Source organism: Nocardia arthritidis (genome assembly GCF_011801145.1).
GTDB lineage: Bacteria > Actinomycetota > Actinomycetes > Mycobacteriales > Mycobacteriaceae > Nocardia > Nocardia arthritidis_A.
Genome location: NZ_CP046172.1, coordinates 6,242,074 through 6,268,520 on the forward strand (window position 1 = coordinate 6,242,074; position 26,447 = coordinate 6,268,520).

The following is a 26,447-nucleotide window of genomic DNA, read 5'->3' on the forward strand; positions in this document are numbered from 1 at the left end:
CCCGCTTACCGGGTCCCGGTCACTCTGTGTCGAGACCGGTTCTCCCCCAGCAGTTGCCGAGACGGCCTCGGGCAGCCGCGCATCGCCGCCCGGCTCCGGAGTGTCGGATTCACCGATCTGAGGCGAAACAGGCTGGGCTGCAAGCGGATACGATCCGGGCCGGGGAGGTCTGGTCACATCGTCGAGGTCGCCTTGTGGCAGAGGCGGATCGGAGTGTCTTGCTGCCTCGTCGTTGGTGTTGGACCCGGATGTGGTCGCGGGAGGGGTGCCCGCGGGACACTGCGGACTCATCTCGGGGGGACCGTGCGGCACAGCCGGGACAGGATCGGGTGAATCGCTGGGGATATGTTGCGCCGCAACCGGATCCGGGTATGGCGATGTTTGATCGTCTGGATTCGCCGCTGCAGGCGTCGCGGAATGACCACGGACACTTTGTGAGACCGGCGGCGCGGTCGTCGATGTCGAAGGATGGGGTGAACCGCCGGAATCCCCTTGCGCCGCGGACGAAACCTCGTCGGACGTGGCAGCGGATGGATCGCGCTCGAAATCCTGCGACGTATCGGTCGCATTCGATGAATCGTCCGAATCACCCTGCGCCTCAGCGGCTTTCTTCGAACCCCCGGATTCGGTGCGGGCGTGGCGGGGTGGGATGGCGAGGCGGAGGACGTCGGCTCGGGTGCCCGCGTAGCGGGCGGCGACCGCGACGACCAGCTTCATGATTTCGGGGGTGAGGACGCGTTCGGCGGAGACGACGCGCTCCAGTTTTACGAGTTTGCCGGTGTGATCGCTGCGGGTTCGGCGCTCGAGCAGGTAACCGTCGACGAGGCGGCCCGCAAACCGGATACGAACCCGGACACCGGGTTTGGCGATCTCGTCGAGTTCGGGCGGCACCAGATAGTCGAAGTCGCGATCCAGGTGCGCGGGCGACAGCAGCGGGAGCACCCGTGCGATGGGGTGTCCCGCTGCTGTTGTCGGTATTGCGTTGTCCCCCAGGGAGATAACCTCCCCGGGAGGAGCGGCCGGATCTGCCGCGGGTCGACTCATGCGAACCTTAGCGGCCGCAGACGCACGGCATCAGCTGCGACCACGTCACAGCTCGATGGCCGCGCGCAGCTTGTCGGCGCGCATCAGATGCGGCTTCCCACGGCAGATCGACACATCCACCCGTCCTCACAGCCCGATGGCCGCGCGCAGCTTGTCGGCACGGTCGGTGTGTTCCCAAGGCAGATCGACATCGGTGCGGCCGAAGTGGCCGTACGCCGCGGTCGGCGCGTAGATCGGACGCAGCAGGTCCAGGTCGCGGATGATCGCGCCGGGCCGCAGGTCGAACACCTCGGTGATGGCGGCCGAGATCTTGGCCGGATCCACCTTCTCGGTGCCGAAGGTCTCGACGAACAGGCCGACCGGCGCGGCCTTGCCGATCGCGTAGGCCACCTGAACCTCGACGCGCTCGGCCAATCCGGCCGCGACGACGTTCTTGGCGACCCAGCGCATGGCGTACGCGGCCGAGCGGTCCACCTTCGACGGATCCTTGCCGGAGAACGCGCCACCGCCGTGCCGCGCCATACCGCCGTAGGTGTCGACGATGATCTTGCGACCGGTCAGGCCCGCGTCACCCATCGGGCCGCCGAGCACGAACTTGCCGGTCGGGTTGACCAGCAGGCGGATGTTGGAGGTGTCCAAACTCGGCACGTCCAGATCGGCCAGCACCGCGTCGACGACCTTTTCCCGGATATCCGGGGTGAGCAGGTTGTCCAGGTCGATATCGGCGGCGTGCTGGGTGGAGACGACGACGGTGTCGAGCCGGACCGGCTTGTCGCCGTCGTATTCGATGGTGACCTGGGTTTTGCCGTCCGGGCGCAGGTACGGCAGCACGCCGGATTTGCGCACCTCGGTGAGCCGCCGCGACAGCCGATGCGCCAGCGCGATCGGCAGCGGCATCAGCTCGGGGGTGTCGGAATTGGCGTAGCCGAACATCAGGCCCTGGTCGCCCGCGCCCTGCTTCTCGACCTCGTCGTCCGAGCCGCCGACCCGCGCCTCGTGCGAAACGTCGACGCCCTGCGCGATATCCGGCGACTGCGCGCCGATCGCGATGTTCACGCCGCACGAATTGCCATCGAAACCCTTTGCGGAGGAGTCGTATCCGATCTCGAGGACCTTCTCGCGAACGATCTTCGGGATATCGGCGTACGCCGAGGTGGTCACCTCACCGGCCACGTGCACCTGGCCGGTGGTGACCAGCGTCTCGACCGCGACCCGGCTGTGCGGATCCGCCGCGAGCAGCGCGTCGAGGATGGAATCGCTGATGGCGTCACAGATTTTGTCCGGATGACCTTCGGTCACGGACTCACTGGTGAATAGGCGGCTGCCAGACGTGCGCACAGTATTTCCCTCTCCCTCAACGGGTTGCTCGTACCGAGCTGCGACAGTAATGCGACGCATTCACCGCGCAACCCTTCGAATCAGACTATTCCAAACCACCGACGACATAGGTGGTCGTAAGGCCGCCGTCTCAGACTATTCGGGCAATGCGGTGTGACGGGCGATGGGACCCCAAGCGGACCCCGGCACACCCCGGCGACCAGGTATAAATATCACGGATACCACCGATCGGCGACGACCGCCACCGGACATTCCGGATAATGCCGAGAAGGTGCGAACCGCAACATATTTCAGCTCAGTAGCGGTCCGAGCGCGTCGAGGACGCGACTCGCCAGCAATGCCTTGGACCCGTGATCGAGCGCCTGTTCGGTGCCGTCGGCCCCGAGTAGCCAGCCGTCGTTGTTGTCGACCTCGAACGCCTTGCCCTCGCCGACCGCGTTGACCACCAGTAGGTCACAGCCCTTCCTGGCCAGTTTCGCGCGCGCGTGGGTGAGCACGTCGCCGTGCTCGTCCCCGGTTTCGGCGGCGAAGCCGACGATGGCGGTGCCCGTCAGGTGACCGTCGCGTCTGGCCTGGACCAGGCCGGCCAGGATGTCGGTGGTTTTGGTGAGCGGAATGGTATCCGGTTCGCCCGCGCCCTTCTTGATCTTGGCGGCGGCCACGTTGGTGGGCCGGAAATCGGCCACCGCGGCCGCCATGATCACCGCGTCCGCGCCGACCGCATGCTTGTCCACCGCCGTCTTGAGCTGTTCGGCGGTGGTGATGTGCACCAGGTCGACCGCGGCGGGGGCCGCCATCTCGATGGTGTTGCCCGCGATGAGCGTGACGTGGGCGCCGCGCTGCGCGGCGACCCTGGCCAGCGCGTAGCCCTGTTTGCCGGAGCTTCGGTTACCGAGGAAACGCACCGGATCCAGCGGCTCCCTGGTGCCGCCCGCGGTGATGACGATCCGGCGGCCCTCCAGGTCGCGCGGGATCGCGTCGGCGCGTTCCAGCAGCAGCGTGGCCAGCCCGAAGATCTCCTCGGGTTCCGGCAGCCGGCCCGGACCGGTATCGGTGCCGGTGAGCCGCCCGGACGCCGGTTCCATGACGATGGCGCCGTGCGCGCGCAGCGTCGCCACATTGGCGCGCGTCGCCGGATGCTCCCACATCTCGGTGTGCATGGCGGGCGCGAACAGCACCGGACATCGCGCGGTGAGCAGCGTCGCCGTCAGCAGGTCGTCGGCGCGACCGCTCGCGGCGCGGGCCATCAGATCGGCGGTGGCCGGGGCGATGACCACCAGGTCCGCCTCCTGGCCCAGCCGCACGTGCGGCACCTCGGGCACGTCCGCGAAAACCTCGGTGTGCACCGGATTTCCGGACAGCGCCTCGAAGGTCGCCTTACCGACGAACTGCAGCGCCGACTCGGTGGGAATCACCCGGACCGAATGCCCGGTCTCGGTGAATCGGCGGACGATGGAACATGCCTTGTACGCGGCAATGCCCCCGCTGACGCCGACCACGATCCTTGTTGCCGCGCCTGCGGCGCCACTGGTTGTCACTACGCCTCCGGGCTAGATGGGGTTCACCGGGATCCCGGATTACTCGCCTTCGGAGTGCTCGAGCAGGTCGGCGTGGATCTCGCGCATCGCCACCGACAGCGGCTTCTCCTGCAGACCCGGCTCGACCAGCGGGCCGACGTACTCGAGGATGCCGTCGCCGAGCTGGTTGTAGTAGTCGTTGATCTGGCGGGCCCGCTTTGCGGCGTAAATGACCAGGGCGTACTTGGACGAGGTGCGCTCCAGCAGCTCGTCGATCGGCGGGTTGGTGAGGCCGACCGGAGTGTCGTATGCGGGCGCGGTCTTGATGTCCGTACTGCTCACTAGGGGGCTCCTGCGGGATTAGGGGGTCACGAACTCGAATTTGTGCTAACGAACAACGATACCAACTGCTTACAGGCGCTGGTCACCTCGTCGTTCACGATGACGATGTCGAACTCGTCACATGCGGCCAATTCGGTTCTCGCGGTCTCCAGCCGCCGCTCGATCACCTCGGGCGATTCGGTGCCGCGGGCGGTGAGCCGGGCGACCAGTTCGTCCCAGCTCGGTGGGGCCAGGAATACCAGCAGCGCCTCGGGGATGGCTTCGCGGATCGATCGGGCGCCGTTCAGGTCCACCTCGATCAATACCGGTTTGCCCTTCGCCAGGGCCTCCCGCACCGGACGTGCGGGGGTTCCGGAGCGTTGCAGTCCGCCGTGGATATCCGCCCACTCGAGCAGTTCACCCGCCTCGATCATGGCGTCGAACTTGTCTCGGGGGACGAAGTGGTAATCAACCCCGTCGACCTCCCCGGGCCTTGGGGCCCGGGTCGTTGCCGACACGCTGAAAACCAGTTGGGGCAGGCGTTCCCGCACGCACCGGACGACCGTCGATTTCCCGACGGCCGAGGGGCCGACCAGCACTACCAGCCGACCCTTCCGCGTGTGTTCGACCACTCCGGTTAGGAGGCGTCGAAGTCGAAGCGCTTGAGCAGCGCCTTGCGCTGCCGATCGCCGAGACCCCGCAGCCGCCGGGTGGGGGCGATCTCCAGCTCCGTCATGATTTCCGCCGCCTTGACCTTGCCAACCTTCGGCAGGGCCTCGAGCAGCGCCGACACCTTCATCTTGCCGAGGATTTCGTCGGTCTCGGCGTCGGTGAGGACCTGCTTCAGGTTGGTGCCGCCACGCTTCAAGCGCTCCTTGAGCTCCGCCCGAGCGCGGCGAGCGGCAGCCGCCTTCTCCAAAGCAGCGGCGCGCTGCTCGTCAGTCAGCTGGGGAAGGGCCACGGTTCCTCCGTCTCATCGTTCATTGCATCAACTCCTGCCGGTAACCCGGCAGTCTCAGCGACCGTACCCACGACGTCCGCCGATTGCGAACCCACCCCCCAGGTCAGCGCATGATTCCGCATGGCGTACCGGCGCGGTGGGCCGGATCCGCGCACGGACCCGATCGCTGCGGCGATAGTACCGCCGAAATCGCGAAATGCCGCCTCAGCAGGGATTTTTCAGTCACCTGGACAGTTAGCGGGAGGGTTGCCACACGACCGGGCGCGCCCGCAGCAACCCATGGCGAATCGGGCATGGAAGTTTCTCGGGATTTCCCGCGTGTCGTACGCCTCATGCGCGTGTCGTGGGCCACATTCGGCCGCCGGGCAGGTCCGCGATAGGGCGCACGGAGTGATTCGACACGGTTCGGCGATTCGATACCCGCGGTTTGCCAAATGGACACCGATCGGTCCGATTCGACGCGCCACCTGGCCGTCCCCAAAGCCTGGAATCGGCGCGTCACCCACCGAACTCGACAACCTCGACGTCAGCCGGGCGCACGATCCGGTCCGGAAATCGACGCCGACGAATGCCCCGGGATCGCCGCGCTGCGCCGACGCGGGCCACGGACCCGCGCCCGAACACGTGTGCGGCCGGAAATCGGCGCAGCGGGGCGCACAGCGGCCTTACACGGGCCTTCGCACACGCGTTCAGGGATGTCCGTGGAACGAGAACGGGCCCGCGCGGTGTGCGCGGGCCCGTTCTGCGGTCGGTGTGACGATCAGCTCTGCAGGAACGCGAACTGGTCGCGTAGCTCGTCGACCTTCGCGCGCAATGCCGGAACCGACGGTCCGGCGGCGAGCACCTCACGTGAGACGTTCGGCACGGCCGCGGGCAGCATCGACTCGGGCAGCAGCCTGCGGATGGTCTCCGGGCCGCCGCCCTGTGCGCCGACGCCCGGCATGAGGATCGGGCCGTTGAGCGCCGAAAGGTCGGGGGCATCGGTCAGCGTCGCGCCGACGACGACGCCCACCGAGCCGAACTCCTGGCCCGCGTTGTGCGCCGCCGCGGCGTCGACCATGGTCTGCGCGATGGTGTGTCCATCCGCGGCCAGCCCCCGCTGCACCTGTGCCCCTTCGGGATTCGAAGTGGCGGCGAGCACGAACAGCCCGCGCCCGTTGGCGTCCGCCAGATCGAGTGCCGGTGCGAGCGAACCGAATCCGAGGTACGGCGACACCGTCAACGCGTCGGAGCCGAGCGGCCCGTCACCGAGCCAGGCGCGGGCGTACGCATCCATGGTGGAGCCGATATCGCCGCGTTTGGCATCGGCGAGCACCAGGGTGCCCGAGCCGCGCAACACCCCGATCGTGCGCTCCAGCACCGCGATACCGCCGGACCCGTACGTCTCGAAGAAGGCCACCTGCGGTTTGATCAGCGCCACCCGCCCGTCGAAGGCCTCGACGCAGATCTCCGCGAACGCCTCCAGACCGTCGACGTCCGCGGTGAGATCCCAGGCGCGCAGCAGACCGGGATGCGGGTCGATGCCGACGCACAGCGGGCCGAAATGCCGCATGGCGCCGCGCAATCGAGTGCCGAACGTGTGCACCGCCACCCCGTCAGCCACGCAGCACCGAATGCAGTTCCTGCAGCGAGCGCACCCCGATGCCGCCGTTGATGGTCGCCTCGATGCCCTGCACCGCGGCGGCCGCGCCCTGCACCGTCGTGATGCACGGGATGTTGGTGGCGACAGCGGCGGTACGGATCTCGTAACCGTCGACGCGCGGGCCCGAGTTGCCGTATGGGGTGTTGAAGACCATATCGATCTCGCCGTCGCGGATCTGCTCGACGATGGTCGGCTCGTCGGCCGGACCGTCCTCGGAGTGCTTGCGCACCCGCTCGCACGGAATTCCGTTGCGGCGCAGCATTTCCGCGGTGCCCTCGGTGGCCAGGATGCGGAAACCGAGGTCGTGCAGCCGCTTCACCGGGAACACCATGGCCCGCTTGTCCCGGTTCGCGATCGAGACGAAGACGGTGCCCTCGGTGGGCAGCGATCCGTACGCGGCGGACTGGCTCTTGGCGAAAGCGGTGCCGAAATCGGCGTCGATGCCCATGACCTCACCGGTGGACTTCATCTCCGGGGAGAGCAGCGAATCCACCCCGGTGCCGTCCGCGCGGCGGAACCGGTGGAAGGGCAGCACGGCCTCCTTCACCGCGACCGGTGCGTCGAGGGCGACGTGCCCGCCGTCGCCCTCGCCCGGCAGCATGCCCTCCTTGCGGAGTTCGGCGATGGTGGCGCCCAGCATGATCCGGGCCGCGGCCTTGGCCAGCGGCACCGCGGTGGCCTTGGACACGAACGGAACCGTCCGGCTGGCACGCGGATTCGCCTCCAGCACGTAGAGGACGTCGTCCTTGAGCGCGTACTGCACGTTCAGCAGACCCTTGACGCCGATGCCCTTGGCCAGCGCGACGGTCGAGCGGCGGACGGCCTCGATATCGCTGCGGCCCAACGTGATCGGCGGCAGCGCGCAGGCGGAGTCGCCGGAGTGGATACCGGCCTCCTCGATGTGTTCCATCACACCGCCGAGATAGACCTCGACGCCGTCGCACAGCGCGTCGACATCGATTTCGATGGCGTCCTCCAGGAACCGGTCCACCAGCACCGGATGTTCCGGGCTCAGCTCGGTGGCGCGAGAGATGTAGCCCTCCAAGGACTTTTCGTCGTAGACGATCTCCATGCCGCGGCCGCCGAGCACGTACGACGGGCGCACCAGCACTGGGTAACCGATATTCCCGGCGATCTTCCTGGCCTGCTCGAAAGTGGTCGCGGTGCCGTATTTCGGCGCCGGCAGCCCGGCCGCGACCAGCACGTCACCGAATTCGCCCCGGTCCTCGGCCAGGTCGATGGCGGCGGCGCTGGTGCCGACCACCGGGACGCCGGCATCGGTGAGCCGCTGCGCGAGCCCGAGCGGGGTCTGGCCGCCGAGCTGCACGATAACGCCCGCGACGGTGCCGGATTCGCATTCCGCGTGGTAGACCTCGAGCACATCCTCGAAGGTGAGCGGCTCGAAGTAGAGGCGGTCGGCGGTGTCGTAGTCGGTGGAGACGGTCTCCGGGTTGCAGTTGACCATCACCGTCTCGTATCCGGCGCGCGAAAGCGTCTGCGCCGCATGGACACACGAGTAGTCGAACTCGATGCCCTGGCCGATCCGGTTGGGTCCGGAGCCGAGGATGATGACCTTGGCCCGCTCCTTCTGTTCCGCCACTTCGGATTCCGCGGCGGGGTCGAGTTCGTAGGCCGAATAGTGGTACGGGGTCTTGGCCTCGAATTCGGCGGCGCAGGTGTCGACGGTCTTGAAGACCGGCCGCACGCCGAGCCGGTGCCGCAGCGCCCGCACCCCGCTCTCGCCGGCGAGTTCCGGTCGCAGCGCGGCGATCTGGCGGTCGGACAGGCCGTGATGTTTGGCGCGGCGCAGCAGCGGCTCGTCCAGCACCGGCGCGTCGATCACCTCCCGGCGCAGCTCGACCAGACCGGCGACCTCGGCGACGAACCACGGGTCGATACCCGAGGCGGCGGCGACGTCGGGAATGCTCGCGCCGTATCGCAGCGCCCGCTCGACCTGATAGATACGGCCCTCGGTCGGCACCCGCAGATCCGCCAGAATCGCCTCGATGGCGGCCGAAACCGACTGCGGGTCATCGGGATTCGACGGCGCCCAGGCCCCGTCCGACAGCGTCCAGAAGCTCGCGGCCTTGGTCTCCAGCGAGCGCAGCACCTTGCCGAGCGCCTCGGCGAAGTTGCGGCCCAGCGACATCGCCTCGCCGACCGACTTCATGGTGGTGGTCAGGGTCGGGTCGGCGCCCGGGAATTTCTCGAACGCGAACCGCGGCGCCTTCACCACCACGTAGTCCAGCGTCGGCTCGAAACAGGCCGGGGTTTCCTTGGTGATGTCGTTGACGATCTCGTCCAGCGTGTAGCCGATGGCCAGCTTCGCGGCGATCTTGGCGATCGGGAAACCCGTTGCCTTGGAGGCCAATGCGGACGAACGCGAGACACGCGGGTTCATCTCGATGACGATCAGGCGGCCGTCCGCGGGATTCACCGCGAACTGGATGTTGCAGCCGCCGGTGTCGACGCCGACCTCGCGCAGGATGGCGATGCCGAGATCGCGCAGCCGCTGGTATTCCCGGTCGGTGAGGGTCATGGCGGGGGCGACGGTGACCGAATCACCGGTGTGCACGCCCATCGGGTCCACGTTCTCGATCGAGCAGACCACCACGACGTTGTCGCGGCCGTCACGCATCAGCTCGAGCTCGTATTCCTTCCAGCCCAGGATTGATTCCTCGATCAGGACGTTCGCGGTGGGCGATGCGGCGAGGCCGCCGCCCGCGATGCGGTCGAGGTCGTCGTGGTCGTATGCCATGCCGGAGCCGAGGCCGCCCATGGTGAACGACGGGCGCACCACTACCGGGAAGCCCAGTTCGGCGACCGTCTCGCGCACCTCGTCCATGGTGAAACACACACGGCTGCGGGCGCTTTCGCCGCCCACCTTGGCGACGATGTCCTTGAACTTCTGCCGGTCCTCACCGCGCTGGATGGCCTCGAAATCGGCGCCGATCAGCTCGACGTTGTACTTCTCCAGCACGCCGCGCTCGTGCAGCGCGACCGCGGTGTTCAGCGCGGTCTGCCCGCCGAGGGTGGCGAGAATCGCGTCGGGACGCTCCTTTTCGATGACCTTCTCGACGAATTCCGGCGTAATCGGTTCCACGTAGGTGGAATCCGCGAACTCCGGGTCGGTCATGATCGTCGCCGGATTCGAATTCACCAGGGAGACACGGAGTCCCTCGGCGCGCAGCACGCGGCACGCCTGGGTGCCGGAGTAGTCGAACTCGCAGGCCTGTCCGATGACGATCGGGCCCGAGCCGATGACGAGGATGTGCTTCAGGTCTTCGCGGCGTGGCATCAGGCTCCCTCCATGAGACCGGCGAAGCGGTCGAAAAGATATGCGGCGTCGTGTGGTCCGGCGGCGGCCTCCGGGTGGTACTGCACCGAGAAGGCGCGCCCGTCGACCAGGCGCACGCCCTCGACGGTGCCGTCGTTGGCACACACGTGGCTCACCTCGGCCTTGCCGAACGGGGTGTCGAACCGCTCCCCCATCTCGCCCTCCAGCGCGAACCCGTGGTTCTGCGCGGTGATCGAGATGCGGCCGGTCTCGTGTTCGACCACCGGGATGTTGATGCCGCGGTGGCCGAACTTCATCTTGTAGGTCTCGCGACCGAGGGCGCGGCCGAGGATCTGATTGCCGAAGCAGATGCCGAACAGCGGCAGACCCTTTTCCAGTACGCCCTTGGTGAGCGCGACCGCGCCGTCCTGGGTGGCCGGGTCGCCGGGGCCGTTGGAGAGAAAGACGCCGTCCGGCTTCAGCTCCATGATCTGGTCCAGCGTGGTGTTCGACGGCACCACATGCACCCGCATACCGCGCTCGGCGAACATGCGCGGGGTGTTGGTCTTGATGCCGAGGTCCACCGCGACGACGGTGAACCGTCGCTCGCCCTTCGGGTCGATGGTGTAGAGCGCGTCGGTGCTGACCTCCTCGGCCAGATCGGCGCCGAGCATCGACGGCTGACCGTTGACGCGGGCCAGCAACTCATCGGCATCGGCCAGCGCGGCGCCGGAGAAGATGCCGGCCTTCATCGAACCGCGGGTGCGCAGGTGCCGGACCAGCGCGCGGGTGTCGATACCCGCGATCCCGACGACGTGCTGGCGCTCCAGCTCGTCCTGCAGCGTGCCGGTGGCGCGCCAGTTCGACGCGCGCCGCGCGGGATCGCGCACCGCGTAACCCGCGACCCAGATCTTCTGCGACTCGTCGTCCTCGTCGTTCCAGCCGGTGTTGCCGATCTGCGGGGCCGCGGCCACCACGATCTGGCGGTGGTAGCTGGGATCGGTCAGCGTTTCCTGATATCCGGTCATCGCGGTGCAGAACACCGCCTCACCGAGTGTCTCGCCGACGGCGCCGAAGGCCGTGCCGCGGAACACCCGGCCGTCCTCCAGCACCAAGGCGGCTTCCTGTGTCATTCGTCGTCTCCCGTCGTCGTGCTGGCCGGACCCGTCGAGTGGTCCGCGACCCAGGCCGGATACACCGTTTTGTCGTCGCCCCGGAAACCGGTATCGATCTCAGTTCCGGTCGGCAGTTTCCAGCGAATTACCAGCACACCATTTTCCGTCATCACTTTGCCCGCGTGTCCGCGTTCGGTGCGCACGGCCGTGATGGATTCCTGTGGAATCCAGATCACCGTCGCCCCGTCGCGTTCGAGCAGAATTCCCCGTTCGAACCGCGTGAGTTCCGCTGTGGCCCGGAAGCCCAGATCACCGACGGCGATCCGGTCCTGCCAACTCGGCGCGATGGTGCTGCCGAGGTAGAGGCCGGTGGTCGGCTCCAGCAGTTGCGCGCCCAGATCGCCTGGCACCGTTGGCAATTCACCGATGCGATCGAGCTGTCGCCGCGCCCGGTTGCGCCACCCCAGGTACATCAGGAAGAGGCACAGCGCGAACAGCAGCAGCAGGCCGAGCACCCACAGCGTTCTTTCCACTTACGGACCTCCTGCGTCCCATCTGCGATCCCCGACCGCCTTGCCCTCGCGGGCGGTCACCCGGCCACGCAGCAACGTCGCTGTCACCCGTGCCGGGAAGGTCATCGCCTCGAACGGCGTGTTGTTCGCGATGCTGGCCAGTTCGTTCCCACGGACGGTCCAGGTGGCCTCCGGGTCGACCAGCGTCAGGTTGCCCGGTTCGCCCACCGCGATCGGGCGGCCGTGCTCGTCGAGTCCGACGATCTCGGCCGGGCGCTCGCTCATCACCCTGGCCACCCCGCGCCAGTCCAGCAGGCCGGGCTGGACCATGGTCTGCACGATGATCGACAGCGCCGTCTCCAGCCCGAGCATGCCGGGGCGGGCCGCGGCGAATTCGCAGCACTTGTCCTGTTCCGCATGCGGGGCGTGATCCGTTGCGACACAGTCGATCACACCGTCGGCCAGGGCCTGGCGCAGCGCGGCGGCATCGGTGGCCTCGCGCAGCGGCGGGTTCACCTTGTTCACCGCGTCGTAGGTCTCCAGGCGCGAATCGTCCAGCAGCAGATGGTGCGGGGTGACCTCGGCGGTGATCGAAATACCTTGCGCCTTGGCCCATTTCACCAGTTCGACGGTGCCCTCGGTGGAGGCGTGGCAGATGTGCACCCGCGCACCGGCGTCCCGCGCCAGCAGCGCGTCGCGGGCGACGATCGACTCCTCGGCGGCCCGCGGCCAACCCGCCAACCCGAGGCGGGCGGCATTCGGGCCCTCGTGCGCGACGGCGCCGATGGTCAGTCGCGGCTCCTCGGCATGCTGAGCGATCAGCACGCCCAGCGAATTCGCGTATTCCAGCGCGCGGCGCATGATCAGCGGGTCGTAGACGCAGTGGCCGTCGTCGGAGAACATCCGCACCCGGCCGATACCCGCGGCCATCGTGCCCATTTCGGCGAGTTGCTTACCGGCGAGGCCGACGGTGACCGCACCGACCGGGAACACGTCGACCAGGCCCACCTCCTGCCCGCGCCGCCAGACGTGATCGGTGACCACCACCGAATCGGCGACCGGATTGGTGTTGGCCATCGCGAAAACCGCCGTGTAGCCGCCCAATGCCGCCGCGGCGGAGCCGGTTTCGATGGTCTCGGTATCCTCGCGGCCGGGTTCGCGCAGATGCGTGTGCAGGTCGACGAATCCCGGGAGCAGGATCTGCCCGGAGGCCTCGATGACCTCCGCGTCCTCGGCGGCCTCGACCGCGCCGATCGCCGCGATCACACCATCCCGGATCAGAACGTCGACCGGCTCCTCACCATAGGGGCGGGCGCCCTTGATCAGCACTTCACCCATGCCGCACCACCTTTCCGGTCGAATACCTCACGTAGCTCATGCGATCGCCTCCTGCGTCCCGACCAGCAGCCGGAACAGCACCGCCATCCGCATATGCACACCGTTCGTAACCTGTTGCAGGATGGCCGCTTTCGAGGAATCGGCGACCGCGTGCGCGATCTCCATGCCGCGCAGCATCGGGCCGGGATGCAGCACCACCGCCTGCTCGTCGAGCAGCGCGAGCCTGCGCTCGGACAGCCCGTAGTTGACCGAATACTCACGGGCCGACGGGAAGAATCCGCCGTTCATCCGCTCCGCCTGCACCCGCAGCATCAGAACCGCGTCGGCGCCGGGCAATTCGGCGTCGAGCGCATGCGAGACGCGGGCGGGCCACGCGTCTACGCCGACCGGCAGCAGCGTGCGCGGGGCGACCAGAACCACTTCCGCGCCAAGCGTATTCAGCAGGAAGACGTTCGACCGGGCCACCCGGCTGTGCAGGATGTCGCCGACGATCACCACCCGCTTACCCGCGATATCGCCGAGCCGCTGCCGCAGCGTCAGCGCGTCGAGCAGCGCCTGCGTCGGATGCTCGTGCGTACCGTCGCCGGCGTTGATGATCGCGGGACCCGTTGCGCGGCCGGAGGATACCGCCCAGGCATCCATCCAGCGGGCGATCTGGTGTGCCGCGCCGGAGGCCGGATGCCGGACGATCAGCGCGTCCGCGCCCGCCGCGTGCAGGGTGAGCGCGGTATCGCGCAGCGATTCACCCTTCGACACCGACGAACTGCTCGCGCTGACATTGATCACATCCGCGCTCATCCACTTGCCCGCCACCTCGAACGAAACCCTGGTGCGGGTGGAGTTCTCGTAGAAGACCGTCATCACGGTGCGCCCGCGCAGCGTCGGCAGCTTCTTCACCTCGCGGCCGAGCAGCGCCTGTTCGAAGCGTTCGGCCTCGTCGAGCAGCTGCGTGGCGGTGTCGCGATCCAGATCCGTCACCGTCAGGAGATGCCTCACGCTTCATCCCCCTGGTGCAGGTAAACCCCGTCGCGGCCATCGGTTTCGGTGAGCAGCACCGAGATGTCCTCGGAGCGTGAGGTTGGAACGTTCTTGCCGACGTAGTCGGCGCGGATCGGCAGCTCGCGGTGGCCGCGGTCGATCAGCACGGCCAGCTGTACCGCGCGCGGGCGGCCGAGATCGCGCAGGCCGTCCAGCGCGGAGCGCACGGTGCGCCCGGAGAAGAGGACGTCGTCTACCAGCACCACCAGCGCGTCCTCGATACCGCCCTCGGGCACCGAGGTGCGTTCGAGTGGGCGATGTGGACGGCTGCGCAGATCGTCGCGGTAGAGGGTGATGTCGAGCGAGCCGAGGGCCGGGCGGACGCCGGCGAACTCCTCGATCTTGTCGGTCAACCGCGTCGCCAGCGTGGTGCCGCGGGTCGGAATGCCGATCAGCACCACCCGCGGGGTATCCGGTTCACCCGAATCGAGGGCGGTCTTCTCGATGATCTGATGCGCGATGCGCGCGATGGTCCGGCCGACATCGGAAGCCGACAACAGCTCCCGCCCCGCCGCCACCCATTCGGGTGTGTGTCGCTGCGATACCTCGGCAGCGCCGGACTTGGCGGCCCGTTCCTCGGGCACAGCCATGCCGACCTCCTTCCCCGCCTCACGGGACGGTCCGTTAAAGGATGTCTTACGGCTTGCAGCGTAACAGTGCCCGAAACAGGGCCTTCACCAGGGATATCCGGGTGTGAGGCAGGCCACCGGCGAACGGGGATCGCCCGGCCGCGGCGACCGGGCGGTCCTCCCCTTGCCGCTACTCGCGAATAGCGAGCACGGTGCCGACATCGGGGTCGTTCAGTGCCGCGGGGCGATCGAGTCCGGCGACCATCTCGTCCCAGCCGCGGAATTCGGTGCGCCAGCCGTGCTCACGCAACCAGTCCTCGGCGCCCGGGCCGAGGCCGTGCGGTGTCCACTCCGGGTCGCCGCCGACAAGTTCGGCAAGCTCGTGATAATGCGGTTGGTTCAGGTCCGCCTTCAATCGAGCGACGCCGAAACGGCTACCGGGCGCGGACAATTCGGTGATGGTGGCCACCACCCGGAGCGCATCCTCGTGCGGCAGATAGGGAATCGCGCCCTCGTCGACCCACTGCGTCGGTTCATCCGGCCGGAAACCCTGCTCCCGCAAGGATTTCGCCCAATCGCCGCGCAGGTCCTGCGCGATGACCGCGCGCACGCACCCCGGCACCGCACCGGCCGCCGCGAGCACCGGCTCCTTGAACGCGAACAGTTCCGGCAGATCGATCTCGAACCAGCGCGTCCCCGCGGGCAACGGCATCCGGAAGGCTCGGGTATCGAGTCCGGCGCCGATCAGAACCACTTGGCGGCAACCGCTTTCGATACCGGCGCGCACGGCGTCGTCCACCAGCCGCACCGCCACCGACCGCCCGGCGTAGAACGCGTCGGCGACCGCCTCGATGCGCGACCAACGGTCGACTCCCCCTTCGGTTTCGGCGAAACCGGCGCGCGCGGCCTCGACGAATGTCCGCGCCAGCGGGTCGTCGTACAGCCGGTCCGGCCGCTGCGACTCCCGCGCCCTGATCACCGCGACACCGACCGCTGTCATCGCGACACCGTCGATCGGTACAGATCCCCGCGCCTGCGTCATGCGAACACTCCCCACATCGTTCCTTACTTGCCGACCGGCTAGTAAACCGCCGTCGGTCGCGACGCTAAGCTCCGTCTAGCCGGTCGTCAAGTAAACGAAGGAATCGATGGACGCGCGCCGAAGCGATACCCGCGAACGCATCCGGGCCGTCGCCATGGAACTGTTCGCCGAACGCGGCTACGACAAGACCTCGCTGCGCGAGATCGCCGAACGCCTCGGGGTCACCAAAGCCGCGCTCTACTACCATTTCCGCACCAAAGAGGACATTGTCGCGAGCCTGGCCGACGAGTTGACCCGCGGCATCGATGAGATCGTCACCTGGGCCGAGGCCCAGCCGCCGAGCCGGGAGCGAGCGCAAGGGATCTTGACGCGCTACGGGGTCCTGATGCACGGGCTCGGCCGGGACATGATCCGCTTCTGGGCCGAAAACCAGCCCGCCTTCCGCGATCTCGGCTTCGGCACCAGCCTGCGCTACAAGTTCCGCGTGCTGGCCGACCTGATGACCGAACCCGATGACGCCGCACTCGCCGCCTTCCACGCGCGACAGGCGCTGCTGGCCGTCAGCTGGAGCCTGACCATGATGGGCGATCTGGAACTCGACCGGGACGAGCAGGCCGCCGCGGCGGCGGCAATCGCGAACGACATACTCGCCAGAATGTGAGGCGCTACCCGATTACCTTGTCGCGCAAGGCCAGCCAGCGTTCGCGGGTGATCGCGTACTCGACCTCGCCGTGTTCCGATCCGGGAATCGGCTTCTCCCAGTGCTGCTCGAAGGTTCGAACATATTCCAGGCCAACGGAATTCATGGTCGCGCGAGACGCGGCGTTCACCGCCATGGTCTCGGCGAAGATCCGGGTGAGCCCGAGATCGGCGAACCCGTGCCGGATCAGCTCGCGCGCCCCCTCGCTCGCCAAACCTTTTCGCCAATAACGGGGCAACAGCCGATATCCGAGTTCGCCCTGGCCCACCACCGGTCCCTGATCCGGCCGATCGGGCGGCGTGAGCAACCACCACCCCACGAAATCACCATCGACGAACCCGACCCAGAAACCGAGTCCTCCCACCCGTTCGGCCGCCGCCATGCGCCGCCCGTGCAACCGCTCGACCTCCGCGCGCGCCCGCGGTTCGCCGCTGCCGAGGTAGCGCATCACCTCCGGCTCGGCATCCAGTTCGATCTCGTACTCGAGATGTTCGTCGGACAATGGGACCAGCGCGATGCGCGGGGTATGTAATTCGGCTTGTGGCACCGGACGATGCTCGACGATCGCTGCACCGCCCGTCCACCCAATTTCGACTCCGTGCAGCTAGTCGATCGACCCCCGTGCCACCACCCATTCGTGGCCAAGAGCGGAAACCTCCGCCAGATGCTCATAGTCCGCGTCGTAGTGCACGATGGTGAGCCCATGCCGAATTGCCACGGCCGCGATCAGTATGTCGAAGGCCCCGGCCGATCTCGGCTTGTGCGCCCATAGGTCCGCCTGCAGACTCAACGCGATCTCGGACACCTCAGCGTCGGGATCCAGCCGAGGGAGCAGGTCCATCTCCTCACGCAGCGCTCGAAATGTAGCGGCATCCTTGCCGGAATAGCACCGTTCGAGGATCAACGGAGTCGTTGTGTACACGGCGAAGGTCCGCAGGAGTTGTTCCACCCGAGTAGCGACAGCGGCACTACGGTCGACCCGACTCCAGACGCTGTTGTCAATAAGGTAGCCCCTCACTTACGCGCGGCCTCTCGGACACTCGGATCCAACAGCTCGGGTGTCGGAGTGAGCCGCCCGCCAGCTATTCGATCCGCGAGCTGGCGCTGCTTCATTCGCTGCACGAACTCGCGCAGCGCCACATCCACGACCTCACGCTTGGTCCCTAATCCACTCAGCCGCTGCGCCATAGCAATTAGGTCGTCGTCGATGTTTATGCTGGTGACGGCCATTTGCATGCCCCTTTGATACAACAATGATATCTACCCCCTTTATACCATTAATGCCCCTACAGATATATAAAGGGAATCTAGCACACATGTTCGATCGAGATGTACTCTTCACACATGTCGACACCACTGCAGGGATCGCTGCTCGACGGGTTCGGCGAGGCGGAGCTCGGGTCGCTCGACGGGCTGCGGCGGACCGAGTTGAGCCAGGGCGCCTGGGTGGATTTGCTGCCCGGTTGGCTTTCGGGGGCCGATGCGCTGTTCGATCGGCTCGCGGCCGAGGTGCCGTGGCAGGCCGAGCGGCGGCCGATGTATGACCGGGTGGTGGATGTGCCGCGGCTGCTGTGCTTCTACGAGGAGGGCGAAACGCTTCCCGATCCCGTGTTGGATGCGGCGCGGGACGCCTTGAGCGCGCACTATCTGCGCGAGCTCGGCGAACCGTTCCGCACGGCGGGGCTGTGCTACTACCGGGACGGGCGCGACAGCGTCGCATGGCACGGTGACACGTCGGGGCGGGGCGCGACACACGACACCATGGTCGCCATCGTGTCGGTCGGCGCGGCGCGCAGCCTGCTGCTGCGGCCGCGCGGCGGCGGCCCCAGCCTGCGGTTCCCGGCCGGGCACGGCGATCTGCTGGTGATGGGCGGCTCGTGCCAGCGCACCTGGGAGCATGCGGTGCCGAAGACGCGCAGGCCGGCCGGGCCGCGGATCAGCATCCAGTTCCGGCCGCGCGGCGTCCGTTAAACGAGCGTGCCGCGCGGCGTACAATTCCGACCTGCTGGTTTGTTATCGGTGCACCACCTGCTGTTCCCTCGACCCCGTCAGAAGGATCACGCGCGTGAACAAGCCACTGCTGCTGGCCATCGCGGCCGCACTCGTCATCGCCGGGCCGCTGGCCGGAATCGCGCTCCGCCGCTTCGTCATCCGGCTCGAACACCGGACCACCGAGGGTCCGCGCTCGCTGCGCTCCCTCGGCCTGCGCCTGGCGCACGACCTCGCCATCCCGGTCGCGGCGCTGGTGGGGCTGATGTTCGCGCTGTCGCTGCCGGGCGCGCTGCCCATCGCGCCGACCGCCGCGCACAACGCGCTGCTCGTCGCGCTCATCATCGTCATCTCGTACGCGGTGTCGCGGATCGCCGCCGACATCATCGCCTCGGTGGTGCTCGCGGTCACCGGGGCCGAGGGTTCGGTGAGCCTGTTCGCCACCATGACCCGGGTGCTGGTGTTCGGCATCGGCATCCTGATCACGCTGGGCAGCTTGGGAATTCAGATCACACCGCTGCTGGGCGCGCTCGGCATCGGCGGTTTGGCCGTCGCGCTGGCCCTGCAGGCGACGCTGGCCAACCTCTTCGCGGGCATCCACATACTCGCCTCGAAGATGGTGCAGCACGGCGATTTCGTGCGGCTGGACTCCGGCGAATCCGGCTGGATTCACGATATCGGTTGGCGCAACACCACTTTGAAGGAGATTCCGGGCAATTACGTGATCGTGCCGAACGCCAAATTCGCCGACGCCATCCTCACCAACTATCACCAGCCCGAACAGAGTATGGCGGTGGTGGTGGAATGCGGGGTCAGCTATCGCAGCGACCTCGAACAGGTGGAGCGGGTCGCGCTGGAGGTGGGCCGGGAGGTGATGTGCGAACTCGACGTCGGCGTCGCGCATGCCGAACCCCGGGTACGCTTCCACACCTTCGGCGAATCCAGCATCGATTTCCGAGTCGTGTTGTGGACCAGGCATTTCGCCGATCAGTACCTGCTGGTGAGTGAGTTCATCAAGCGGCTGCACGAGCGATTCCAGCAGGAGAAGATCGTCATTCCCTACCCCATTCGCACGCTGGAACTCGGATTCACCAACGGGCACACCATGACTCCGTTCGACGCGCTCGCCGCGGAGCTGCCGATCGATCCGGAACCCCACCCGGCGGTGAGCCCGTGACGACGCGCCGTTGAACGGCACATGACGGACGCCACACCGGCGTACCTGTTCGTCTCGGGCACCGATACAGTGGCGATATGACCATTCCGGGGGCGGGTGTACTTGCGGTTATGCCGCTGCACGCGATCAGTGAGGTATACGGCGAATCCGGCCTGCGGGACCGACTGCTCCTGGAAATCGCCGAACTGCCGGAACCCGAAGGGCCGACCGCGGCGCTGGATCTCGCGACCGAACTGCATCGCGACGATCGCTACGGACGCGAGCCGTACCTGAATCATCTACTGCGCGTTGCCATCCGGATCGTCAGCCACTACGAGGTGCGCGACCCGGACGTGGTCGCGGCCGGCCTGCTGCACGATGCGGTCGAGGATCACGGCCCCGAGCTGGCGGGCGACCGCCCCGGCCCGGCCACCGCCGCCGCGCTCGGCGAACTGTCCACCCGCTTCGGCACCCGGGTCGCGGAAATCGTTGCCGCCGTGACCAATCCGGAGCCGGACCCGGCCGTCGACCGGCACGTGCAATACCGCGAGCACGTCGCGGCGAATCTCGCCCGCGCACCGTGGGCACGCGTCGTGAAGCTGTCCGACTTCACCGACAACGGCGTCGGCATCCTCTACGCCACCGGTTCGGCGATGCACCGCCTCGCCACCAAATATCGCCCACTCACCAACGTCTACCGCGACCTCGTCAACCGCCCCGACACCCCACTCGCCGACCACGTGAAACTACACATCCTCGACCAACTCGACCGCGCCGACGAACGCTTCGACGCCATCCTCGGCGCACGGTAGTCCATGCGGATAAACCGGTGAGCACGTATCAGAGACTGGATCCGATCGACCGTGGTGACGCGGAGGCAATACTGGCCTCGTCGGATCCGCACCTCATCGCCGAGGCGATCCTCCGGTCGGCGCTGCACGATCCGGACGGCGTATGGGTGACCGAACGGGCGCTCGAACTACTGGAGAGCCGGGATATCGATGTCCGCGCGATTGCCGCGACGGCATTGGGCCATATCGCTCGGATCCATCGCGTGATCGATAGAGAGCGGGTCATCCCGGCGCTGCGCCGACTGATGGACAATCCCGAAACCGTCGGGCAGGCCGAGGACACGCTGGACGACATCGAGATCTTCGCTGCCGGACAGCAGCGTTGACGGCACTGGCGTTGCGTATTCTGGCATCGCATTCAGATGAAGGGGTGGACCATGGGTGACGCATCCGGGGTTGCGGTCGATCCGGAGAAGATTCGCACGCATGCGACGAATGTGGAATCGGTTGGTCGGTCGCTGTCGCAGGCCGTCGAGGCCGCGCAGGCGGTTTCACTGCCGACCGATGCGTTCGGCAAGCTCTGCGCATTCCTGCCGCCGCTATTTCTCGATTCGATCGAGTCCGAGGGTGTCACGACGCTGCGAACCGCGCAGCAGGCCCTCACCGATGATGCGAGCAAACTTCGCTCCGTCGCGGCGGGTTTCGAGCAGGTCGATACGACCAACGCGGCGAACCTGAAATCCGTCGACGCGAATGGTGCGCGCTAACCGCCTGCGCCACAAGGCATTCGAGACTCATGGGGCGCGTAGCACGGATTCGACGATTTCGCGGACCGCGTGAAGTAGCGGCTCGGTCTTTCCGGCCCGGGCCATCGCGGGGACCATTTCGCCGCCGAGAATAGATAGCAGCAGTTGGCCGACGGTGTCGGCGTCGAGATCCGGGCGGGCTTCGCGGAGCAATTCGGCGATGTGATCGGCCCAGAAGGCGTGGAATTCGTCGCGGCGCGGATGCGGCGGGATGGCGTTATAGGCGACGACCAGTTCGACGTTGGCGATGACCAAGCGGGTGAAGGCGTCGAAGAAGGCCACCAGGCGATCGCCCGCGGCGGCGCCGGGACCGAGCGGCGGCGGACCGGACCGGACGGCCGCCATGAGCTCGACGGCCGGTTCGCCGATCAACTCGTGCAGCAGCCCGGCCCGGCTGCCGAAGCGGTGGAAGATGGTCCCCTTGCCGACCCCGGCCGCGGCGGCGACCCGGTCCATGGTGACCGCTTCGGCGCCGTGTTCGATGAGCATCGCCCTGGTGGCGTCGAGGATGGCTCGGCGGTTGCGAGCGGCGTCCGCCCGCTCTTTCGGGGGCATCTCACCTACTTTCGTTGCGCGGCAACCCCATTGACAAGTTGACCGACGGTCCATATTGTCGAGCAGGCAACTGGACCATCAGTCAACTTATGGAGTTTTGATGCGAGCAATCGTAATGACCGGAGTCGGCGGGCCCGAGGTCCTGGTCGCCCGGGACGTCCCAACGCCGCGACCAGAGCCCGGCGAACTGGTCATTCGGGCCGAAGCGATCCCGGTCCTCTACCCGGAGACAGTGGTGCGGGCCGGTATCTTCCCCATGGCCGCCGAACTGCCCGCGGTGTTCGGATTCCAGGCGGTCGGCGTCGTCACCGAGACCGGAGCCGGTGTCGACCCGGCACTGGTCGGCAAGCGCTATGCCGTCGCGACGACGAGTGCCGGATCGTATGCCGAATTCGTCTGCGCCCCTGCGGCTTCCGCCATCGAAATCCCGGAGGGCCTGGCATCGGCCGACGCCGCGGCCGTGCTGATGAGCGGATCGACGGCCATCGCGCTGCTCGAACGGGCACTGCTCACCGGCACGGAAACCGTGCTGATCGAGGCCGCCGCAACGGGTGTCGGCGCATTCCTCACCCAGCTCGCCAAGGAGTACGGCGCGGCACGCGTCATCGCCACCGCGGGCGGCCCCGAAAAGACCGCCCAGGCACGGAAACTCGGCGCGGACGCGACGATCGATCACACCGATCCGGACTGGCCCGCGCGATTGCCCGAAATCCTCGGCGACACAACCGTCGACGTGGTCTTCGATTCGATCGGCGGTACCAGCGCCAACGAGCTGGTGCCCGCCGTGACACCGCTGCACGGCCGGATCCTCAGCTACGGTTGGCTTTCCGGCGCACCGACGCACCTGTCGGTCGCCGACCTGCTCGGTTCCGGCCTCACCCTGCAGGTGTGTGCGGGCCCGGCCTGGCTGGCGACCGTCGCCGCCGCGCGCGGCGCCATCCTGGCCCGTGCGGCGAGCGGAACGCTCGACCCGCTCGTCGATTCGGTGCTGCCGCTGGCCGACGCCGCCGAGGCCCACCGCCGCGTCGAACGGCGTGCGCAATTCGGCCGCATCGTGCTGCGCCCCTAGTCCAGCCCTGGGCAAACCGCAAGGCGGACAACAGGACAACCACATCGCCGCAGCGCGAAAACTCGTACCGGACCCTCGCTTTGCTGCCACCATTTTCGCGTGAACCAGCCACTTACGTGGGGAGCCGCCGCGGCGGTCGTCATCATTGCCCCCGCGCTGGGGTTCGGACTGCGCAAGGTTTTCGACCGCCTCGGTGCCAAACCCGAGGAGCGCAGCCGAACCTTCCGGGCGCTCGTCCTGCGCCTCGGACGTGATCTGTCGGTCCCGCTGATCTCGTTGACCGGCCTGCTGATAGCCATTTCGATACCGAACAAACTCCCGGTGGCCACCGATGTGGCCCGCAATACGCTCGTCGCGGCGCTGATCATCGCGGTCACCTTCGCGGTGGCCCGGCTGGCCGCCGACATCATCACCTCGATCGTGATGGCGGTCAGCGGGATCGGCGGTTCGGCCAGCCTTTTCGCCACCATCACCAGAGTGGCCGTCTTCTCGATCGGCATCCTGATCAGCCTGAGCAGCTTGGGCATCTCGATCACCCCGCTGCTCGGCGCGCTCGGCATCGGCGGTCTCGCGATCGCACTCGCCCTGCAGGACACGCTCGCGAATATCTTTGCCGGCATGCACATTCTGGCCACGAAGATGGCCCAGCCGGGCGATTTCGTCCGGCTCGACAGCGGTGAGCAGGGCTGGCTGCACGATGTCGACTGGCATCACACCACCATCCGGGAAATGCCGGGCAATCTGGTGATCGTGCCGAATTCCCGGTTCGCCGAGGCGATCCTGACCAACTACAGCCGGCCTTCGCCGGATACCGAGGTCACCGTCGACATCGCCGTCGGGTGCGAGAACGACCTCGACCATGTCGAGCGGATCACCATGGAGGTGGCGCGGGAGATCGTCGGCCATTCGGAAACCGCCGCGCCCGAACATGATCCGCAGCTGCGCTTCCACACCTTCGGCGACAGCATCGGTTTCCAGGTGCAGTTGCGCAGCCGTCGCTATCCGGACCGCAACCTGCTCGCCAGCGATTTCATCAGGCAACTGCACCGCAGGTTCCGCCTGTCGAAGGTCACCCTGCACCGTTCCGGCGTGACCGAGGAACTGGTACCCAAGCACCATATGGATCTTCCGATCCGCACCAGGGATTCCGAGCCGGACTTCGACAACGCTTCATAGGCGGCCCATCAGGCGTACCTCCGCATTCGCTCCGGCCATGCGCAGGTCTGTGGACGACTTCGTCGACAGCGCCCATTAGGCTGTGTTGGTGGGCACTTCGCTGAAACAACAGGTCGGCGCGGCCAACGAGTTGACCGCGCGCTGGTGCGCGGCCGCGGGCGAGGCGGACTTCGTCCTCTCCGGCGCGGGCGTGTGGCCGCTGCTGGCGCTGCTCGCCGCGGCGGCGGACGGCCCGGCCCGCGCCGAATTGGCGGCCGCTGCCGGAATTCCGGCGGATACCGGACAGACCGCAGCGGTCCAACTGATCGAGATACTCGACGACGCCGTCGACATCGCGGGCGCGCTCGGCATCTGGGTGCGCAAAGACCTTCCACTGCACGACGATTGGGTCGCCGAGCAGCCGAAGGGCACGATCGACCTGCTCACCGACCAGGCGGCGCTGGACAGCTGGGCCGCACAGCACACCGGCGGGCTGATGGAGAAATTCCCGCTGCGGCTGGAGCCGGAAACGGTGTTGGTGCTGGCCACCGCACTGGTTGCGAAGACCAAGTGGCGCAAGCCTTTCGAGGAAATCCTGCTGGTGCCGGAACGCGGACCGTGGCAGGGAGTGCGGATAAGCGGTCTCTATCGCTGGACCGACGATATCGACGCCGCCGCGATACTCGACGGGCCGACCCCGGTCACCCGCGTAATCGTCACGGGCACCGCGGATTTGGACGTTCACCTGCTGGTCGGCGACGGTGACCCGGGAACCGTGCTGCGGACCGGTCTCGGCGCGCTCACCGGCGCGGTGCCGGTGAGCACCGAATTACCGCCCGGGACAACGGGTCCCGGGCTACAGGTGACCACCGTCGAATCGACCGACCGCCACGATCGACTCGGTATCCGGTTGCCGTCCTTCGATATTCGCTCCTTCCACAACCTGCTCGCACTGCCCGAAGTCTTCGGTCTGCGGGCGGCCACCGACACCACCCGCGGCCACTTCCCCCGGATCTCCCCCGCCCCGCTCGCGGTGAACCAGGCCGCACAGGATGTCTTGGCGCGCTTCACCAGGGAGGGCTTCGAATCGGCCGCGGTCACCGCGATGGGCATGGTCCTGGCGGGAATGGCCCGGCCGACGCACACGATCCGGGCGGCCTCGGTCGAATTCGACCGGCCGTTCGGCTTCCTCGCGGTGCATCGGCCGTCCGGGCTCGCCGTCACGGCGGGCTGGGTGGCCACCCCCACCCCGGCGCCGCCGCCCCGATCAGGCGGTGCGCCTGGCGAATTCGGGCGCGTGTTCCGGTAAGAAGCCGCGGGCCACCACGAACGGCGGCGCGGTGCGCAGCACCGGTATGCGGCGCAGTACGGCGATTGCGGGCGGCAGCGTCGTGCGACCGGTCAGGTTGATCCGGCCGTACAAGGCGGGTTCGATCACCCGGTCGTGCAATAGGCGCTGCATGGCCTGGGTCGCGACGGTCGGGTACATCCGGCGGCGCTGCACCCGGGCCAGGTCCTCGGTGCGCACCGAACCCGAACGCAGCGGTCCGGCCAGGATCCGCGCGGCGGCGACCGCGTCCTGCACCGCGAGGTTGATGCCGACGCCGCCGACCGGCGACATGGCGTGCGCCGCGTCACCGAGGCAGAGCAGGCCATCGGTGTACCAGCGCCGCAACCGGTCCAGCTTGACGTCGAGCAGCTTCACCTCGTCCCAGCCGCTCAGCGCGTCGACGCGATCGCCGAGCCAGGGCGCCACCCTCGCGATACCGCGCACGATATCGCCGACCGGATTCCGCCGCGCCGCCGCGTCGGTGCCCTTCGCGATGAGCAGCGCGACCTGCCAGTAATCCCCACGGTCCAGCATCACGCCCGCCCGATCGCCGGTGGCGAACGGTACCGCGCCCGCCGGATCGATCTCGGTGCGCGGCAGGCGGAACCACCAGACGTCCATCGGCGTCGTCCAGGTGACCGACGGCAGCCCCGCCGCGGCCCGCAGCACCGAACCGCGACCGTCACAGGCGACGGTCAAATCGGCTCGGATCTCACCGGTTTCGCCGCTCGATGTCCGGTAGGCGATGCCGACGACGCGGCCGTCGTCCCGGATCAGGTCCGTCGCCTCGGTATTCATCCGCAGGTGGAAACTCGGTTCCTGTTCGGCGTTGCGCGCCAACAGATCCAGCAGATCCCACTGCGGCACCATCGCGATATATTTGTGTTTTCCCGGCAGGTTCCGCAGTTCGAACGCGGTGCCGAGCGCTCCGTTGACCGGCAGCAGAATCGTCTCCACCCGCCGCTGCGGCAATTTCGCGAATTCGGCGCCGAGGCCGAGTTCGTCGAGCAGATCCAGGGTGGTGGGGTGCACGGTATCGCCGCGGAAATCCCGCAGGAAATCCTTGTGCTTCTCCAGCACGGTGACATCGACACCGCCCCTGGCCAGCAGCAGTCCGAGCACGATTCCGGCTGGTCCACCACCGGCGATCAGGCAGGTTGTCCGCTCCATTCGACTGTCCTC

At 67.5% G+C, this 26,447-nt stretch carries 27 protein-coding genes and 1 pseudogene; 9 read left to right on the forward strand and 19 right to left on the reverse strand.

What is annotated here, in order from left to right; translation table 11 throughout:
- Positions 1 to 623: 623 nt before the first annotated feature.
- The 14 genes and pseudogenes from F5544_RS46600 to F5544_RS28150 form a co-directional block, all read right to left on the reverse strand.
- Positions 624 to 978, reverse strand: a pseudogene (locus F5544_RS46600) (primosome assembly protein PriA); the annotation flags it as partial.
- Between the two features lie 192 nt (positions 979 to 1,170).
- Positions 1,171 to 2,382, reverse strand: a complete 1,212-nt coding sequence (metK, locus tag F5544_RS28095; RefSeq protein ID WP_167475970.1) for a methionine adenosyltransferase — start codon at positions 2,380 to 2,382, stop codon at positions 1,171 to 1,173.
- A 290-nt stretch (positions 2,383 to 2,672) separates the two neighbouring features.
- On the reverse strand, positions 2,673 to 3,920 hold the full coding sequence (gene coaBC / locus F5544_RS28100) for a bifunctional phosphopantothenoylcysteine decarboxylase/phosphopantothenate--cysteine ligase CoaBC (protein ID WP_167475971.1): 1,248 nt from the start codon (positions 3,918 to 3,920) through the stop codon (positions 2,673 to 2,675).
- Positions 3,921 to 3,959: 39 nt separating this feature from the next.
- Positions 3,960 to 4,241, reverse strand: a complete 282-nt coding sequence (gene rpoZ / locus F5544_RS28105; RefSeq protein ID WP_167475972.1) for a DNA-directed RNA polymerase subunit omega — start codon at positions 4,239 to 4,241, stop codon at positions 3,960 to 3,962.
- Between the two features lie 26 nt (positions 4,242 to 4,267).
- Positions 4,268 to 4,852, reverse strand: a complete 585-nt coding sequence (gene gmk / locus F5544_RS45795) for a guanylate kinase (RefSeq protein ID WP_174867425.1) — start codon at positions 4,850 to 4,852, stop codon at positions 4,268 to 4,270.
- A 5-nt stretch (positions 4,853 to 4,857) separates the two neighbouring features.
- Positions 4,858 to 5,181, reverse strand: a complete 324-nt coding sequence (mihF, locus tag F5544_RS45800; RefSeq protein ID WP_120045143.1) for an integration host factor, actinobacterial type — start codon at positions 5,179 to 5,181, stop codon at positions 4,858 to 4,860.
- A 760-nt stretch (positions 5,182 to 5,941) separates the two neighbouring features.
- Positions 5,942 to 6,766: an orotidine-5'-phosphate decarboxylase gene (gene pyrF, locus F5544_RS28115; protein ID WP_167479527.1), complete on the reverse strand. Its 825-nt coding sequence runs from the start codon at positions 6,764 to 6,766 to the stop codon at positions 5,942 to 5,944.
- 10 nt (positions 6,767 to 6,776) lie between these two features.
- Positions 6,777 to 10,121, reverse strand: coding sequence for a carbamoyl-phosphate synthase large subunit (carB, locus tag F5544_RS28120; protein ID WP_167475973.1), 3,345 nt, complete (start codon positions 10,119 to 10,121; stop codon positions 6,777 to 6,779).
- Entirely contained in the window at positions 10,121 to 11,233 is a 1,113-nt protein-coding gene (gene carA, locus F5544_RS28125) for a glutamine-hydrolyzing carbamoyl-phosphate synthase small subunit (protein ID WP_167475974.1), read from the reverse strand. Before carA ends, carB begins: the two co-directional genes overlap by 1 nt.
- Entirely contained in the window at positions 11,230 to 11,748 is a 519-nt protein-coding gene (locus tag F5544_RS28130) for a transporter (protein WP_167475975.1), read from the reverse strand. Before F5544_RS28130 ends, carA begins: the two co-directional genes overlap by 4 nt.
- Positions 11,749 to 13,065, reverse strand: coding sequence for a dihydroorotase (locus F5544_RS28135; RefSeq protein WP_167475976.1), 1,317 nt, complete (start codon positions 13,063 to 13,065; stop codon positions 11,749 to 11,751).
- Between the two features lie 36 nt (positions 13,066 to 13,101).
- The gene (locus F5544_RS28140) at positions 13,102 to 14,061 is read right to left on the reverse strand and encodes an aspartate carbamoyltransferase catalytic subunit (protein ID WP_167475977.1); all 960 of its coding nucleotides are present in this window, start codon (positions 14,059 to 14,061) and stop codon (positions 13,102 to 13,104) included.
- The gene (gene pyrR, locus F5544_RS28145) at positions 14,058 to 14,693 is read right to left on the reverse strand and encodes a bifunctional pyr operon transcriptional regulator/uracil phosphoribosyltransferase PyrR (protein ID WP_238846706.1); all 636 of its coding nucleotides are present in this window, start codon (positions 14,691 to 14,693) and stop codon (positions 14,058 to 14,060) included. The genes F5544_RS28140 and pyrR overlap by 4 nt, the downstream gene beginning before the upstream one ends.
- Positions 14,694 to 14,862: 169 nt before the next feature.
- The gene (locus tag F5544_RS28150; RefSeq protein WP_238846707.1) at positions 14,863 to 15,714 is read right to left on the reverse strand and encodes an SAM-dependent methyltransferase; all 852 of its coding nucleotides are present in this window, start codon (positions 15,712 to 15,714) and stop codon (positions 14,863 to 14,865) included.
- Between the two features lie 106 nt (positions 15,715 to 15,820).
- On the opposite strand from F5544_RS28150, the gene F5544_RS28155 reads away from it, so the two are divergent.
- Positions 15,821 to 16,375 (forward strand): TetR/AcrR family transcriptional regulator, encoded by a 555-nt coding sequence (locus tag F5544_RS28155; protein ID WP_167475978.1) that lies wholly within the window; start codon positions 15,821 to 15,823, stop codon positions 16,373 to 16,375.
- Positions 16,376 to 16,379: 4 nt separating this feature from the next.
- On the opposite strand, the gene F5544_RS28160 is transcribed toward F5544_RS28155, so the two are convergent.
- Genes F5544_RS28160 through F5544_RS28170 form a run of 3 tightly spaced genes read right to left on the reverse strand, consistent with a single transcriptional unit; the run spans position 16,380 to position 17,644 of the window.
- Positions 16,380 to 16,961, reverse strand: coding sequence for a GNAT family N-acetyltransferase (locus F5544_RS28160; RefSeq protein WP_167475979.1), 582 nt, complete (start codon positions 16,959 to 16,961; stop codon positions 16,380 to 16,382).
- 57 nt (positions 16,962 to 17,018) lie between these two features.
- A complete protein-coding gene (locus F5544_RS28165) occupies positions 17,019 to 17,432 on the reverse strand; it encodes a PIN domain-containing protein (RefSeq protein WP_167475980.1) in 414 nt (137 codons plus the stop codon).
- Complete coding sequence (locus F5544_RS28170; RefSeq protein WP_167475981.1) at positions 17,429 to 17,644, reverse strand: type II toxin-antitoxin system VapB family antitoxin; 216 nt, start codon at positions 17,642 to 17,644, stop codon at positions 17,429 to 17,431. The genes F5544_RS28165 and F5544_RS28170 overlap by 4 nt, the downstream gene beginning before the upstream one ends.
- 114 nt (positions 17,645 to 17,758) lie before the next feature.
- On the opposite strand from F5544_RS28170, the gene F5544_RS28175 reads away from it, so the two are divergent.
- The 5 genes from F5544_RS28175 to F5544_RS28195 all read left to right on the forward strand — a co-directional run bounded on the left by F5544_RS28175 (position 17,759) and on the right by F5544_RS28195 (position 21,117).
- Positions 17,759 to 18,385 (forward strand): alpha-ketoglutarate-dependent dioxygenase AlkB, encoded by a 627-nt coding sequence (locus F5544_RS28175; protein ID WP_167475982.1) that lies wholly within the window; start codon positions 17,759 to 17,761, stop codon positions 18,383 to 18,385.
- Between the two features lie 94 nt (positions 18,386 to 18,479).
- Entirely contained in the window at positions 18,480 to 19,580 is a 1,101-nt protein-coding gene (locus tag F5544_RS28180; RefSeq protein ID WP_203217365.1) for a mechanosensitive ion channel family protein, read from the forward strand.
- A gap of 77 nt (positions 19,581 to 19,657) precedes the next feature.
- On the forward strand, positions 19,658 to 20,371 hold the full coding sequence (locus F5544_RS28185; protein WP_167475984.1) for an HD domain-containing protein: 714 nt from the start codon (positions 19,658 to 19,660) through the stop codon (positions 20,369 to 20,371).
- Positions 20,372 to 20,388: 17 nt separating this feature from the next.
- Positions 20,389 to 20,736 (forward strand): hydantoinase B/oxoprolinase family protein, encoded by a 348-nt coding sequence (locus F5544_RS28190; RefSeq protein ID WP_167475985.1) that lies wholly within the window; start codon positions 20,389 to 20,391, stop codon positions 20,734 to 20,736.
- A gap of 51 nt (positions 20,737 to 20,787) precedes the next feature.
- The gene (locus tag F5544_RS28195; protein ID WP_167475986.1) at positions 20,788 to 21,117 is read left to right on the forward strand and encodes a type VII secretion target; all 330 of its coding nucleotides are present in this window, start codon (positions 20,788 to 20,790) and stop codon (positions 21,115 to 21,117) included.
- Between the two features lie 27 nt (positions 21,118 to 21,144).
- On the opposite strand, the gene F5544_RS28200 is transcribed toward F5544_RS28195, so the two are convergent.
- Positions 21,145 to 21,711 (reverse strand): TetR/AcrR family transcriptional regulator, encoded by a 567-nt coding sequence (locus F5544_RS28200; RefSeq protein WP_167475987.1) that lies wholly within the window; start codon positions 21,709 to 21,711, stop codon positions 21,145 to 21,147.
- Positions 21,712 to 21,811: 100 nt separating this feature from the next.
- Here F5544_RS28200 and F5544_RS28205 point away from each other — a divergent pair, with 100 nt between their 5' ends.
- The 3 genes from F5544_RS28205 to F5544_RS28215 all read left to right on the forward strand — a co-directional run bounded on the left by F5544_RS28205 (position 21,812) and on the right by F5544_RS28215 (position 25,244).
- Positions 21,812 to 22,780: a quinone oxidoreductase family protein gene (locus F5544_RS28205; protein WP_238846709.1), complete on the forward strand. Its 969-nt coding sequence runs from the start codon at positions 21,812 to 21,814 to the stop codon at positions 22,778 to 22,780.
- Between the two features lie 99 nt (positions 22,781 to 22,879).
- A complete protein-coding gene (locus tag F5544_RS28210) occupies positions 22,880 to 23,956 on the forward strand; it encodes a mechanosensitive ion channel family protein (RefSeq protein WP_167475988.1) in 1,077 nt (358 codons plus the stop codon).
- A gap of 88 nt (positions 23,957 to 24,044) precedes the next feature.
- On the forward strand, positions 24,045 to 25,244 hold the full coding sequence (locus tag F5544_RS28215; RefSeq protein ID WP_167475989.1) for a serpin family protein: 1,200 nt from the start codon (positions 24,045 to 24,047) through the stop codon (positions 25,242 to 25,244).
- Here F5544_RS28215 and F5544_RS28220 read toward each other — a convergent pair.
- A complete protein-coding gene (locus tag F5544_RS28220) occupies positions 25,203 to 26,435 on the reverse strand; it encodes an FAD-dependent oxidoreductase (protein ID WP_167475990.1) in 1,233 nt (410 codons plus the stop codon). The two genes, F5544_RS28215 and F5544_RS28220, sit on opposite strands and share 42 nt — an antisense overlap.
- Between the last annotated feature and the right edge of the window lie 12 nt (positions 26,436 to 26,447).